Here is a 13169-nt window from a genome sequence, read left to right on the forward strand (position 1 = left end):
TGGCAGGTGGGTTTTGCCAGGGGGCGGCACGCTGCCGGCCCCCTGACGGGAGGAATGCTTAACGGAATTCGCCAGCGTATTTTTCAACAAGCGCGATATTGTCCTTGGTGATAAAACCGGGACCGGAATTGATGTTGCCGGACGGCAGAACACCATATCGTGCATAGTTGGTCAGGATCACGACCGGCAGATACCCCTGAAGGTAGGGCTGCTGGTCGATGGCGAAGTCGATCTCGTCGTTTTTGATCGCCTCGGCAATTTCACCCGAAAGGTCGAACGTGCCGAATATGACCTCGCCGGCAAGACCGGCATCGCGAACAGCCGCCAATGTCGGATGGGCCGAATTCGGGCCAAGTGTCAGGATCGCATCGACATCCTCGTTCGAATTAAGATACGCCGCGACCTTGTTCTTGACTTCCGACGGGTCCATGCCGCTATCGATCATCTGGTTGCCAAGCTCAACCCCCAACGCATCGGCAAAACCACGGCAACGTTCAACCGATGCCGGATTGGTAATATAATGGTTTACACAGACAAAGGATTTCGCCCCCTCGGCGGCGGCCCGTTTGCCTGCCCCGAAACCGGCATCATATTCCGGCTGGCCAACATGCATCAGCGCGCCCAACTCGGCGGACTGTTCCACCGTACCCGAATTAATCGTAATCACCGGAATACCGCGATCAACCGCATCCATGATCGGGCCTTTAAGAACGTCGAAATCGGCGATGGTAACAATGATGCCATCCGGGTTGGTGGCCGCTGCCTGCTCGACAATGCGCGCCATATCGGCCAGGTCGCCGGTCGGCGGGTTGCGGTAATCAACCGTGACTTCCATCTGGTCACCGGCAACCTTGATGGCATTCTTGATGGTGTTCCACCAGCTGTCCGAGTCCGGCGCATGGCTGATCAGAACGAATTTCTCGTCTTCTGCCGAAGCAGTCCCGGCAAATCCGGCAAAGGCAATGGCAGCGGCCGCAATTGCGGTCAAAGTCTTCTTCATCGTTAGCCTCCCTAGTGGCTTTGAAACGGGGCCGCATTTTGCGCCCCGATGCGTCGACTGAATGTTCAGTGAACGGTCCGGCCTGTGATTTCTTAAGGCGTCACTTTTTACCGGGCCTCGCTTGCGGGGTGCAGGAACCCCGAATGCGATGAATGGAATTTTTATTCCATTTTTATTTTGATGCAACAAATTTTTTCTATTGCGCAGCCTGATCGCGCTTGGCCCCGATCGCCACCGCCAGCGAAATCGCCAGCGAAAGCGTGGCTGACAGCGCCCTGAACGCCCCGACATCAACCTCGGACACCGCAAGGGTCAAGGCGTCAATCCGGCGCAAGGGGCTGGTCATCGTATCGGTAATCGCGACAACCGGGTTGCCGAGTCCCCTTGCATAGGCCGCCAGATCGATGGTTTCCTGCGAATAGGGTGCAAAGGTAATGGCAACCATCACATCGCCCTTGCGAATGGCGTGACGCGGGTTAAGTTTCCCCACCCCGTCATGCAAAACCGCCGGAATATCCATCTTTTCAAAGGCATAGGATAAATAACTGGCCACCGGAAAGGCGCGCCTGAACCCGACAATATGGATCATCGGGGCCGCGGCCAGAACATTGACCGCGTCCTCAAGCAGGACCGGATCAATCGACGATGCCAGATTTTCCAATGACAACCGCCCGGCCTCGACAAATTCGGCCAAAAGCGCACTGGGGCTATCGGCCCCGCTGGCCCGCAGATTTTCAAGACGCGTCGCGTAATCCGGCCATTTCTGGGCATAGGTTTCGCGAAACATCTTCTGCATTTCCGAAAAACCTGAAAAGCCCAGCAACTGGCAAAACCGCATAAAGGCCGATGGTTGTACCCCCGCCCCGGCGGACAGTTCCGCCACGGTTGAAACGGCAATACGGTCGGTATTCTGAGCGACGAATTCTGCGCATTGCCTCAATCTTTTGGGCATTGCTTCGGATATTTCCGCAAGGCGGTGGTTGAATTCTTCAAGCGAGACCGGCGCGGTTTGGTCCGTCATGGCGTACGGGTTTCCTGTTTTTGTTTTTGCTTGACGCTGGATGCATTCCATGATCATCCATCTTATAGAATAAAAATTCTATTTTGATATCGGCAGGGAGTCCAGCGAAATGGCATCTATCGGAATTGGCCTGATCGGCACCGGTTTCATGGGCAAGGCACATGCCCTTGCATTTGGCGCGGTTCGCGCGGTGATGGGTGATGTCCCTGATGTCCGGCTTGAACTGCTCTGCGATACCCCGGCGGACAAGGCGCAAACCATGGCCGATCAGTTCGGCTTCGCACGCGCCACCGATGACTGGAAGGCCCTGATCGCCGATCCCTCGGTCGATATCGTGTCGATCACCACTCCCAACATGCTGCATTTCGACATGGCACTGGCCGCAATTGCCGCGGGCAAGCATGTTTACTGTGAAAAACCGCTGGCCTTGACGCTTGATCAGGCCCGCGCGATGCGCGATGCCGCGCGTAAGGCCGGGGTCAAAACCATGGTCGGCTATAACTATATCAAAAATCCTGCCTTCACCCATGCCTGCAAACTGGTCCGTGAAGGTACGATTGGCGATATCGTGCATTTCCGTGGCTGGGTGGACGAAGATTATCAGGCCAATCCCGAACTGCCCTGGACCTGGCGCAGCACCCTTGCCGATGCCGGGTTGGGTGCGCTTGGCGATATGGGATGCCATCTGGTATCGATGACTTATGGCCTTGTCGGCCCGATCAACAGCCTGATTGCCGATATGCAGACCGTCCACGATACCCGTCCGCTGGCCGATGGATCGGGCCGGGCCAGGGTCGAAAACGAAGACACCGCAACCGCCCTTGTCCGCTTTGCCAATGGCGCACAGGGCAGCATCTCGACCTCCCGCTCCGCGTGGGGCCGCAAAAACCGGTTGGCGTGGGAAGTCCACGGCACAAAGGGCATGCTGTGCTTTGATCAGGAACGGCTGAACGAATTGCAGCTTTACCGCAATGACGGCCCGACCGCCAAACAGGGCTTCACCACCATCCTGACCGGCCCGGAACATCCGCCTTACGGCAATTTCTGCCCGGCACCGGGCCATCAGCTTGGCTTTAACGACCTCAAGGTCATCGAAGCCGCCGCCCTTCTGCGCGCCATCCGCGACAATCACGCCGCCTATCCGGGCTTTGACGATGCCTTTGAATTCGAAAAAGTCATCCACGCAGTTGCCCTGTCGGCCCGCGAGGAACGGCGCGTAACGGTTGCCGATCTTTAGGCTAATATCAAAATGATACTCAGTGCCTGCGACGCAGGGTTTCGGAGGGCAAAACGCCGAATTGCTTTGCATAGGTTTGGGAAAAACGCCCCAGGTGAATGAAACCCCACTTTATGGCGATCTCGGCCACGGTCATGCCATCCCCGGCATTGATCAGATCAAGATGGGTTTTTGCCAATCTGACGTTTCGCAGATAGGCCATCGGCGCCATGCCATAGGTCTCGTTAAAGGCGATCTGAAGCGTGCGATAGCTGCACCCGGCATGGCTTACCAGTTTTTCCAGTGTGATCGACCTGTCGGCATATTCGTGGATATAGTCCCGCGCCCGTTTAACATAATGCGGGACCGCCCTTGATGCTGTCTGGTATTTCAGCAGATCGGAAAACGAATTGGGCAGTTGCATCAGGATATTGATCAACAGCATGTCACGCAGGCTATCAAGAAGAATGGCATTGTCGAGGTCAACCAACGGCCCGTCTAGGGCATGCGCGATATAATGCAGGGTATCGCGAACATAGCGGCCGCCGACGGTTTTAAAATCGATACCGGTTCCGAATTTCAGATCGATCATCAGGGCCGCATCGCCAATCAGGGCATGCACCTGTTGTCTCAACAGGCGCACCGGTAACTCCATGCCGAGACAGGCAAAGTTCTCTTCATAGGCAACCAACGGCAATCGCATATCGCGGATCAGGCCCCTGTCCAAAGACAGATCGAATTCCTGTCCGCGGTGATGAACCTTGCCGCCACCGTTTGTCACGGCCAGCAAAAACAGGGAATTGTTTTCACTTTCCGGTGTTTCAATTTGAACCCGGACATCCCCGAACGACGCATAAAGAAGGTTTAGATCGCTGAAACACGCGGTATGGATCACGGTATCCATGGATACACCGGAACCGATGATATCGAACTGGTCTATCGCATTGAGGTTTGACAACAAATCCCGTGTCTCGCCCTGATCACGAGAAGCAAAAACCAGATGATTTTCAAGGTATGACACCGTGCCTATTCCGGAACCCGAAATGACGCGACAGAAATCCGGTAATCGAACACCCCGTTCCCCTCAATTACGCGCCCTGATTAAACAGGCGCTCTCTATATTCGCATGTTATTCGAACAAATTGAAAGAACAAAGCAATTGATACGCCGGGATGGCCGTCCCACGGTGCTTGGGTTGCTTACCGAATGCGTCCTGCGCAATCGATGAGGCTGGTATCGTTTTCGCCGTGTCAAAGCCTTGCAACAGAAGCCTCAGGAGCAATGTTACACTATTGCGTCGCAATTTTACTGTGTGATTGCCTCAAGGTTCCTGCCTCCCGCCTTCCAATTCGAAATAGATTTTGAAATCTTTTTAATCGCTCGTTGTTCATCAAGAGCGAATGAAGAGCAGGTTACCTGCCGCATGAAAAGAGGGAGACTTTGGGTGCAATTGACAGCACGCGCCATGCCCGAGACAGACTGCCCATGCGTGGCGGTTCGTCTTGCCAGCGCCCGTTCCCCTGTTGTTGACAGAACGGGATGGGTCGGAATGCGCCAGCGGGCCCGGTTTTCACACGCGTTTCTTTCGTCTGATTCTTTCTGTGACAAGCGCCCGATTCAGGCCCCTGATGGTGTCAGACAACAGAAAACCGCTGCATTTTGTTCCCTTGCACCCAAGACAGGTCCATCATTCACTCATTCCGCAAGGACCGACAAAGTCCTTCTCCCGTGACACCCCTCATAAGTTGAGGTACCGATCATGCGTTTTTCTTCTGACATACAAGAACTCGTGTCGCGCCGCGAGAAAGGCAACAGCCTTGAAGCGCCGTTTTACAATGCCCCGGAAATCCTTGATCTGGATGTCGAGGTCATTTTCAACCAGCACTGGATTTTCGTCGCTGTCGAGCCGGAACTGCCCGAGCCGGGTGACTGCATCACGGTTGAGGTTGGCCGCGCGTCGATCCTGCTTTTGCGTGGCGACGATATGGAAATTCGCGCCTTTCACAATGTATGTCGCCACCGCGGGGCAAAGCTGATCGACGAACGGGCCACCACCATCGGCAATATCGTCTGCCGCTATCATGGCTGGACCTATAACGAAGACGGCGATCTGATCCTGGCCGAACATATGGGTGCGGACTTCGATAAAAGCTGTCACGGGCTCAAGACCGTCCATATCCGTTCCATCGCCGGGCTGATTTTCATCTGCCTTGCGGACAAGGCCCCCGCAGATATTGATGAAATGGCGCGTGTAATGGTGCCCTATCTGGCCCCCCACGACATTGCCAACTGCAAGGTTGCCTATACCTCCGACCTGATCGAGGAAGGCAACTGGAAGCTGACGATGGAGAACAATCGCGAATGTTATCATTGCGAGGCCAATCATCCGCAACTAACCGTGCCGCTTTCCGAATTCGGTTTTGGCTTTTCCCCCGACGAAGTCGATGAACGCCGGTCGGAAGACGTCAAAAAATACACCACTGCGGTCGAAAATGATCATAAACGCTGGGAATCTTGCGGGTTGCCATCCGCCGAAGAAGACCATCTGTCAAACATCACGGGTTTTCGAACCATGCGCCTGCCCCTGATGTGGGAAGGGGAATCCCAGACGCTGGACACCAAGGTTGCGTCAAAAAGGCTGCTTGGAAAATTTACCGACCCGAAACTCGGAGGTTTGAGTTTCTGGACCCATCCGAATTCCTGGCACCATTTCATGAGCGACCATATCGTCACCTTCTCGGTCCTGCCGCTGTCGGCAAACCGCACGCTGGTCCGCACCGTTTGGCTTGTGCACAAAGACGCCATCGAGGGCGAGGATTACAACCTCGATAACCTTACACAGGTCTGGAAGATGACAAACCAGCAGGATGCCGATCTGGTGCGCATTGCCCAGCTTGGCAGCGAACAACCGGCATATGCGCCCGGTCCCTATTCCAGATTTACCGAGCCGCATGTCGAAGCATTCTGTGACTGGTATATCGGGCGGATGCAGGAGCATTTGAACGCCGCCAAATCTGAAATGGCAGCCAAATGACCCAAAGCAACCAGTCCGGAGCCATATCAAAGGCAGACGAGAAGTTTACGGAGGCAACCCGCATACCGTTGTGGGACCCTGAACAGGACGATGTGCTTGTCTGTCGGCAGGTTCGACAGGAAACACACGACGTAAAGACATTTGTCTTTTCGGCACGCGAACCGCGCGCGTTCCGGTTCTATCCGGGGCAATACATGACGTTTGAACTTCCGGTCGAAGGCATGGTCACGCGCAGTTACACGATTTCGGGCTCGGCCGCCCGGCCCTACCGGATCGAAATCACGGTCAAACGTGTGCCCGGTGGTCCCGGTTCGAACTGGTTGCATGACTATATGATGCCGGGCAAGGAAGTGAATGTTTCCGGCCCGTTCGGTGAATTCACCACCGATGCAACAGGCGAGGAAAAACTTCTGTTCATTTCGGCAGGCAGCGGCATCACGCCGATGATGTCGATTACGCGCACGGCCTGCGATCTGTCCGAACCGTCGGATTTGTGTTTCATCCATGCCGCACGAACCCCGTCGGACATCATTTTCCACAAGGAATTGTCGCTTCTTGCCGCCCAGAACCCGGGGCTGAAACTTGCCTTCACCTGCAGTACGGCGGCGGCCCATCACAGCTGGAGCGGTTATACAGGCCGTTTCAACATTCAGATGCTCTCCCTGATGTTGCCCGACTTCAGAGAACGCAAGGTGTTTTGCTGTGGCCCCGCCCCCTTCATGGAAGGTGTACGCAACATGTTGCGCGATGCCGGTTGCGACATGGAGAAATACTACGAGGAAAGCTTCGACTTCGGCGCTGAAACGGCAGGAACGTTCGAAGAACCGGTCGCAGCACCCGAAATAAGCGATCAGACTTTCCGGGTGAGCTTTACCAAGACCGGCCATGTTGTCGAATGCGGAGCGGGCATGACGGTCCTGTCAGCAGCGCGCGAGGCGGGCATTTTGCCGATGTCCTCTTGTCAGCGCGGGATTTGCGGCACCTGCAAATCAAAGCTGATTTCAGGTGAAGTCGATATGCAACACGGTGGCGGTATCCGCCAGCGCGAGATTGACCAAGGCAAGATTCTGATTTGCTGCTCGACCCCGCTTTCGGATGTCGAAGTCGAACTTTAATTCTAACGCCCAAATCTTCCCGCCATATGCACCAACCAGGCCGTGCTTTCCTGGTTGACGTGTGTGGCACATCCAAAACCAAAAGAAAGGTCCACAAAAGGATCTCTCCTGACGGAATTTTTTCGCAGGTTCATCACAGGAGAAGCTTCATGAGTGACATAAATAAACCGGTGGAAGAAACACCACCAGACGGCCAAATCGACACAGATTACAATATTGGTCAGGACAATATCGAAGGCCATCTCGGCCCGATCGGGTTTGACATTCACAACCCTGTTTTTGCAGTATCCGCCCTGACCGTTATCGCGTTCGTAGCCTACACACTGTTACTGCCAGATCAGGCAAATTCTGTTTTCAGCCTGCTGTTTTCCGAAGTCACCCAGGGCTTCGACTGGTTCTTTATCGGTGCTGCCGATATTTTCGTGATCCTTTGCCTTGTCGTCGTGCTTAGCCCCTATGGCAAAGTGCGGCTTGGCGGAAAGGACGCGACACCTGATTTCAGCTATCTAAGCTGGTTCTCCATGCTGTTTGCGGCCGGTATGGGCATCGGGCTTATGTTCTATGGTGTTTCGGAACCGCTAAGCCATTTTTCATCATCGCTGGGCGGCACCGCCGTGGGGGCGGATGGCATTCGCACCGACTGGGCCCCGCTGGGTGCCGCCGCCACGCAGGAAGAAGCCGTTCGCCTGGGTATGGCCGCATCGATTTTCCACTGGGCACTTCACCCTTGGGCGATTTATGCCATCGTTGCACTCAGCCTTGCCCTGTTTAGCTATAACAAGGGTCTGCCGCTGACCATCCGTTCCGCGTTCTATCCGATTTTCGGGGAACGGGTTTGGGGATGGCCGGGGCATATCATTGATATTCTTGCTGTTTTTGCGACACTTTTTGGTCTTGCCACCTCGCTTGGTCTTGGTGCGGTTCAGGCAAATTCCGGCTTTAACAAGCTGTTCGGAATGCCCATCGACACCACATGGCAGGTTATTCTGATTGTCGGCATCACCGCGATTGCCCTTTTCTCGGTCGTTCGCGGTCTGGAAGCCGGTGTCAAGATGCTGTCGGAAATCAATATGGGGATTGCTTTCCTGCTGTTCCTGTTCGTGCTTGTCGCCGGACCGACTTTGCTTCTGGCGACCGATGTCTTTGATTTCCTTGGGGCATATCTTCAATACCTTCCGGCCCTGTCAAACCCGGTTGGCCGCGAAGATGTCAACTTCATGCAGGGCTGGACCTCGTTCTATTGGGCATGGTGGATTTCCTGGTCGCCGTTTGTCGGCATGTTCATCGCCCGCGTCAGCCGTGGCCGTACCGTGCGTGAATTCATCATCAGCGTGTTGCTGATCCCGTCACTGGTCTGTGTGCTCTGGATGTCGATCTTTGGCGGTTCCGCCATCAGCCAGGTCGTTCGTGACGGCTACACCGCCGTTCAGGAAGCCGACCTTCCGGTGCAGCTCTTCACCATGCTTGATGCCCTGCCGCTGGCGTCAATCACGTCCTTTATCGGGATCGTGCTTGTCATCGTTTTCTTTGTCACGTCCTCGGATTCCGGGTCGCTGGTCATTGATACGATTGCAGCCGGTGGCAAGGTTGATGCCCCGATGCCGCAACGCGTCTTCTGGTGTGTATTCGAAGGTCTGGTCGCAATCGTCCTGCTGCTCTCGGCGGGTGGTCTGAAATCACTGCAATCCATGGTGATTTCAACAGGATTGCCCTTTACCATAGTGCTGCTTGTGATGTGCGTTGCCATCTGGCGCGGACTTGCCAGCGAACCGCGCTGATCACGGTCTTTGATCACTGAAAAACGCCGCCCGGAAGGCTGATCTTCCGGGCGGCGTTTTCGTGTTCTGTCTGGTTTTTAACGCACCAGTTATGCGTCAACCAAAGCCGGTTCTGCACCCGCCACCGGGCGCCGCAATTCCTGTGGCGTGCAACCATACCGGCGCCGGAACATCCGGCTTAGATGCGATGAGTCGCAAAATCCGCAATCCACCGCCACCTGCGCCACCGACTTCTGGCTTTTCTCCATCAGGTGATGGGCCATATCAAGCCGGATATTGAGGAACGCGACCTGCGGCGATGTATCAAGCGACAGGCGGAAATGGCGTTCAATCTGGCGTTTGCTGTTGCCCATCCTGCGCGCGATTTCCTGCACCGAAATCGGTGTGTCGATATTCTGCTGCATGATCAGCAAAGCCCGCTGCACAATCGGGTCCTGCGTTTTCAGATCAAGCGGAATACCCGGCTGCGGCTTTTCCGCCTGCAACGCATCATCAATAATCATGATATGCAGGCTTTTGCTGGCCTGTGCGCGCCCGACATGCTTGTCCACCAGATAGGCCGCCAGATGCGCCGAACTGACCCCGCCCGAACAGGTCAGCCGATCCCGGTCGACGACAAAAATCTGATCGGCCACCGGATCAAGTCCCTCGAACTGTTCGATGAAATCGGAATGATGGAACCAGCTAACGCAACAGCGATACCCGTCAAGCAACCCCGCCCGGTGCAACAGGAACGCACCCGTGCATATCCCGACAAGCGGAATACCGGCCTCCGCCGCCTCGTGCAAAAACTTGTGATAGGCCGAACCAAGATTGGGCGTTTCTTCCATAAGCCCGCCGACCACCACGATATAATTGAACCGCCTTGGATCGCCGAGCCGTTCCTTGGGCTGAACGATAATGCCGCTGCTTGATGGCACCGGGTCCATGGTGTCGGAAACAACCGTCCAGTTGCACAGGATCGGTCGGCTGCGATCCCCTTCATCCGCCGCCAGTCGCAGCACATCGACAAAATTGGCAAACGCACAAAGCGTAAACCGCTTCGCCAGAATGAACCCGACCGAAAGTCGTGGCTTTTCGTGGCCCGATTTGCCCGCACCAGTGACGTTCGCAAGACGCCCCGCTTTAGCGCTCTGAGATCCGGAATACATGGCCCTAGACCCTCCGATGCAGACAAGGTTGCTGTCTTTGTCGTAGCGATAATCCCGCTTTGACGCAAACATTCTATTTTCCGGCGCAAAAATTCGCCAAGCTATTTTTCAATAATATCAATAACCCGATTTCGTGGTCAAAAAACGACATTGCGGAACCGGGGCCTCTTCAGGAAGGAAGAAAATGAAGGTTCTCGTACCTGTAAAGCGGGTTGTTGATTACAACGTCAAAATCCGCGTGAAGGCAGACGGCACTGGCGTTGATCTTGCCAATGTCAAAATGTCGATGAACCCGTTCGACGAAATTGCCATCGAAGAAGCCGTGCGCCTGAAAGAAGCCGGCAAGGCCGACGAAGTCATCGCCGTTTCCATCGGCCCGGCACAGGCGCAGGAAACCCTGCGCACGGCCTTGGCGATGGGCGCGGACCGCGCCATCCTGATCACGGTTGATGGCCCAGTGGAACCACTTGGCGTTGCCAAACTGCTCAAAGGTGTTGCCGAGGCCGAAAATCCAGACCTCGTCATCCTTGGCAAACAAGCGATTGACGATGACGCCAATCAGACCGGCCAGATGCTGGCCGCCCTGCTCGGCTGGTCGCAGGCAACCTTTGCCTCCGAACTTGACCTTGGCGATACCACCGCCAAAGTCACCCGCGAAGTCGATGGCGGCCTGCAGGCCATCGAAGTCACCCTGCCCGCCATTGTGACTGCCGATCTTCGCCTGAACGAACCGCGCTATGCGTCGCTTCCCAACATCATGAAGGCCAAGAAAAAGCCACTGGAAACCAAAACGCCTGATGATTTCGGCGTCACAATTTCCCCGCGTCTGCGCGTGATCCGGGTCGAAGAACCCGCCGGGCGCAAGGCCGGGATCAGGGTCGCTTGTGTGACCGATCTGATCGAAAAGCTCAAAGCCGAAGCAGGCGTCATCTGAACCGGGCGGAGATAAAAATGGCCATTCTTCTTTTTGCAGAACACGACAATCAATCCCTGTCCGATCAGACCGCCAAGGCACTCAGTGCTGCATCCCTGATTGGTGGCGATATCGATATTCTGGTCGCCGGAAAAAATGCGAATTCGGTGGCCGATGCGGCGGCAAAACTTTCGGGCATTCGCAAGGTGCTGCTTGCCGAAAGCGACGCCCTTGAACACCGCCTTGCCGAACCGACCGCCGCCCTGATTGTCAATCTTTCAGGCGATTACGACACCATCCTCGCGCCAGCCACCACCACGGGCAAAAACGTGCTACCCCGCGTTGCCGCCCTTCTTGACGTCATGCAGGTTTCCGACGTGATCGAAGTCGTATCACCCGATACCTTCAAACGTCCGATCTATGCCGGCAACGCGATTGAAACCGTGCAGACGACCGATGCGACAAAAATCCTCACAATCCGCACCACAAGCTTTGCCGCCGCCAATGGCGATAACGCCCCGGCCCCGATCAAAACCATCGACGCAGGGTCAGACTGCACCGGTCTTTCGACCTTCCTTGAAAACATCCTGTCGAAAAATGATCGCCCGGAACTCGGTTCCGCCAAAATCATCGTATCGGGTGGCCGCGCCCTTGGTTCCGCCGAAAAGTTCCAGCAGGTCATGACACCGGTTGCCGACAAACTCGGCGCTGCCATCGGCGCATCCCGTGCCGCCGTGGATGCAGGTTATGCATCGAATGATTTGCAGGTCGGCCAGACCGGCAAGGTCGTCGCCCCCGACCTTTACATCGCATGTGGCATTTCAGGTGCCATTCAGCACCTTGCGGGCATGAAGGATTCCAAAATCATCGTTGCGATCAATACCGACGAAGATGCCCCAATCTTCCAGGTCGCGGATTATGGCATTGTGGGTGATCTGTTCGACATTCTTCCCGAACTGGAGCGTCAGCTCTGACACGCTAAACACCCCTTTGAAACGGAGCACATCCAGTGAGCGAACATTCCTATACCCTGCGTATCGCCTGTGACGACCAGCCGGGCATTGTCGCAACCGTCGCCTCTGCCCTGGCATCGCGCGGGGCCAATATCATTGAATCCAACCAGTTCTGGGACCGTCAAACCAACCAGTTCTTTTTGCGCATCGCCACCAGCACACCGGAAAATGTCAGCAAGGCCGAAATCGAACTGATGCTGAACCCGGCGGTTGACCGCTTCAATATGAAGCTCAAGATCGATGATCTGTCCCGCCGCCCCAAGATCATCATCATGGTTTCCAAATTCGATCATGCGATGCTGCATCTGCTCTATCAGATCAAGGTCGGCTGGCTTGATGCCGAGGTCGCCGCCATCGTCTCGAACCACGAAGACGCGCGCAAAATCGCCGATCAGGAAGGCATCCCCTTCCATTACTGGCCGGTGAACAAGGAAAACAAGATCGAACAGGAAGCCAAACTTGCCGATCTGATCAAGGAAACCAAATCCGAGCTGGTCGTCCTTGCCCGCTATATGCAGGTCCTGACCAACGATCTTTCAAGCCAGTTTTATGGCATGATCATCAATATTCACCACTCGTTCCTGCCGTCCTTCAAGGGCGCCAAACCCTATCATCAGGCCTATGAACGCGGTGTGAAACTGATTGGTGCAACCGCGCACTATGTCACACCGGACCTCGACGAAGGCCCGATCATCGAACAGGAAACCGAACGCGTCAGCCACGCCATGTCGGCCGAGGATTTCGTCGCCACCGGGCGCGATATCGAAGCCCGCGTTCTGGCCCGTGGTGTCAAATATCACCTCGAAGGCCGCGTGATGCTGAACAAGAACCGCACCGTAGTCTTCACTCAATAATTCTTCACCCAATTATACCGCCAAAAATTCCGCCGCCGCCGACAGCAGATAACCATCGCAATAAGAAGGAAAGA

At 55.4% G+C, this 13169-nt stretch carries 11 protein-coding genes; 7 read left to right on the forward strand and 4 right to left on the reverse strand.

Features of this window, described 5'->3' with window-relative positions; translation table 11 throughout:
- Nucleotides 1-58 precede the first annotated feature (58 nt).
- Together LG297_RS12510 and LG297_RS12515 are read right to left on the reverse strand one after the other, a co-directional pair.
- Nucleotides 59-1000, reverse strand: coding sequence for a sugar ABC transporter substrate-binding protein (locus LG297_RS12510; RefSeq protein WP_404420711.1), 942 nt, complete (start codon nucleotides 998-1000; stop codon nucleotides 59-61).
- 196 nt (nucleotides 1001-1196) lie between these two features.
- Nucleotides 1197-2021: a MurR/RpiR family transcriptional regulator gene (locus LG297_RS12515; protein ID WP_404420713.1), complete on the reverse strand. Its 825-nt coding sequence runs from the start codon at nucleotides 2019-2021 to the stop codon at nucleotides 1197-1199.
- A 109-nt stretch (nucleotides 2022-2130) separates the two neighbouring features.
- Here LG297_RS12515 and LG297_RS12520 point away from each other — a divergent pair, with 109 nt between their 5' ends.
- The gene (locus LG297_RS12520; protein WP_404420715.1) at nucleotides 2131-3258 is read left to right on the forward strand and encodes a Gfo/Idh/MocA family protein; all 1128 of its coding nucleotides are present in this window, start codon (nucleotides 2131-2133) and stop codon (nucleotides 3256-3258) included.
- A gap of 19 nt (nucleotides 3259-3277) precedes the next feature.
- On the opposite strand, the gene LG297_RS12525 is transcribed toward LG297_RS12520, so the two are convergent.
- Entirely contained in the window at nucleotides 3278-4258 is a 981-nt protein-coding gene (locus LG297_RS12525) for a helix-turn-helix transcriptional regulator (RefSeq protein ID WP_404420717.1), read from the reverse strand.
- A gap of 738 nt (nucleotides 4259-4996) precedes the next feature.
- Between LG297_RS12525 and LG297_RS12530 the strand changes: the two genes are divergently transcribed.
- From LG297_RS12530 to LG297_RS12540, 3 genes are all read left to right on the forward strand, one after another.
- Entirely contained in the window at nucleotides 4997-6271 is a 1275-nt protein-coding gene (locus LG297_RS12530) for an SRPBCC family protein (RefSeq protein WP_404420719.1), read from the forward strand.
- Nucleotides 6268-7386, forward strand: coding sequence for an FAD-binding oxidoreductase (locus LG297_RS12535; protein ID WP_404420721.1), 1119 nt, complete (start codon nucleotides 6268-6270; stop codon nucleotides 7384-7386). Before LG297_RS12530 ends, LG297_RS12535 begins: the two co-directional genes overlap by 4 nt.
- 149 nt (nucleotides 7387-7535) lie before the next feature.
- Nucleotides 7536-9164: a BCCT family transporter gene (locus LG297_RS12540; RefSeq protein ID WP_404420723.1), complete on the forward strand. Its 1629-nt coding sequence runs from the start codon at nucleotides 7536-7538 to the stop codon at nucleotides 9162-9164.
- Between the two features lie 89 nt (nucleotides 9165-9253).
- On the opposite strand, the gene LG297_RS12545 is transcribed toward LG297_RS12540, so the two are convergent.
- Nucleotides 9254-10315 carry a GlxA family transcriptional regulator gene (locus tag LG297_RS12545; RefSeq protein WP_404420725.1) on the reverse strand — a complete coding sequence of 354 codons (1062 nt, stop codon included), beginning with the start codon at nucleotides 10313-10315 and terminating at the stop codon, nucleotides 9254-9256.
- A 184-nt stretch (nucleotides 10316-10499) separates the two neighbouring features.
- Between LG297_RS12545 and LG297_RS12550 the strand changes: the two genes are divergently transcribed.
- From LG297_RS12550 to purU, 3 genes are read left to right on the forward strand one after another with little or no spacing between them, the layout of a single operon-like run.
- On the forward strand, nucleotides 10500-11249 hold the full coding sequence (locus LG297_RS12550) for an electron transfer flavoprotein subunit beta/FixA family protein (protein WP_404420727.1): 750 nt from the start codon (nucleotides 10500-10502) through the stop codon (nucleotides 11247-11249).
- A 17-nt stretch (nucleotides 11250-11266) separates the two neighbouring features.
- Nucleotides 11267-12202: an electron transfer flavoprotein subunit alpha/FixB family protein gene (locus tag LG297_RS12555; protein WP_404420729.1), complete on the forward strand. Its 936-nt coding sequence runs from the start codon at nucleotides 11267-11269 to the stop codon at nucleotides 12200-12202.
- 35 nt (nucleotides 12203-12237) lie between these two features.
- Entirely contained in the window at nucleotides 12238-13095 is an 858-nt protein-coding gene (gene purU, locus LG297_RS12560) for a formyltetrahydrofolate deformylase (RefSeq protein ID WP_063092665.1), read from the forward strand.
- The last annotated feature ends 74 nt before the right edge of the window (nucleotides 13096-13169 follow it).

This window comes from Thalassospira australica (genome assembly GCF_044790785.1).
Lineage (GTDB): Bacteria > Pseudomonadota > Alphaproteobacteria > Rhodospirillales > Thalassospiraceae > Thalassospira > Thalassospira australica_A.

Coding starts and splice junctions, on each gene's coding strand:
- LG297_RS12510 (WP_404420711.1), bottom strand. CDS start 1,000: ATGAAGAAGACTTTGACCGCAATTGCGGCCGCTGCCATTGCCTTTGCC.
- LG297_RS12515 (WP_404420713.1), bottom strand. CDS start 2,021: ATGACGGACCAAACCGCGCCGGTCTCGCTTGAAGAATTCAACCACCGC.
- LG297_RS12520 (WP_404420715.1), top strand. CDS start 2,131: ATGGCATCTATCGGAATTGGCCTGATCGGCACCGGTTTCATGGGCAAG.
- LG297_RS12530 (WP_404420719.1), top strand. CDS start 4,997: ATGCGTTTTTCTTCTGACATACAAGAACTCGTGTCGCGCCGCGAGAAA.
- LG297_RS12535 (WP_404420721.1), top strand. CDS start 6,268: ATGACCCAAAGCAACCAGTCCGGAGCCATATCAAAGGCAGACGAGAAG.
- LG297_RS12540 (WP_404420723.1), top strand. CDS start 7,536: ATGAGTGACATAAATAAACCGGTGGAAGAAACACCACCAGACGGCCAA.
- LG297_RS12545 (WP_404420725.1), bottom strand. CDS start 10,315: ATGTATTCCGGATCTCAGAGCGCTAAAGCGGGGCGTCTTGCGAACGTC.
- LG297_RS12550 (WP_404420727.1), top strand. CDS start 10,500: ATGAAGGTTCTCGTACCTGTAAAGCGGGTTGTTGATTACAACGTCAAA.
- LG297_RS12555 (WP_404420729.1), top strand. CDS start 11,267: ATGGCCATTCTTCTTTTTGCAGAACACGACAATCAATCCCTGTCCGAT.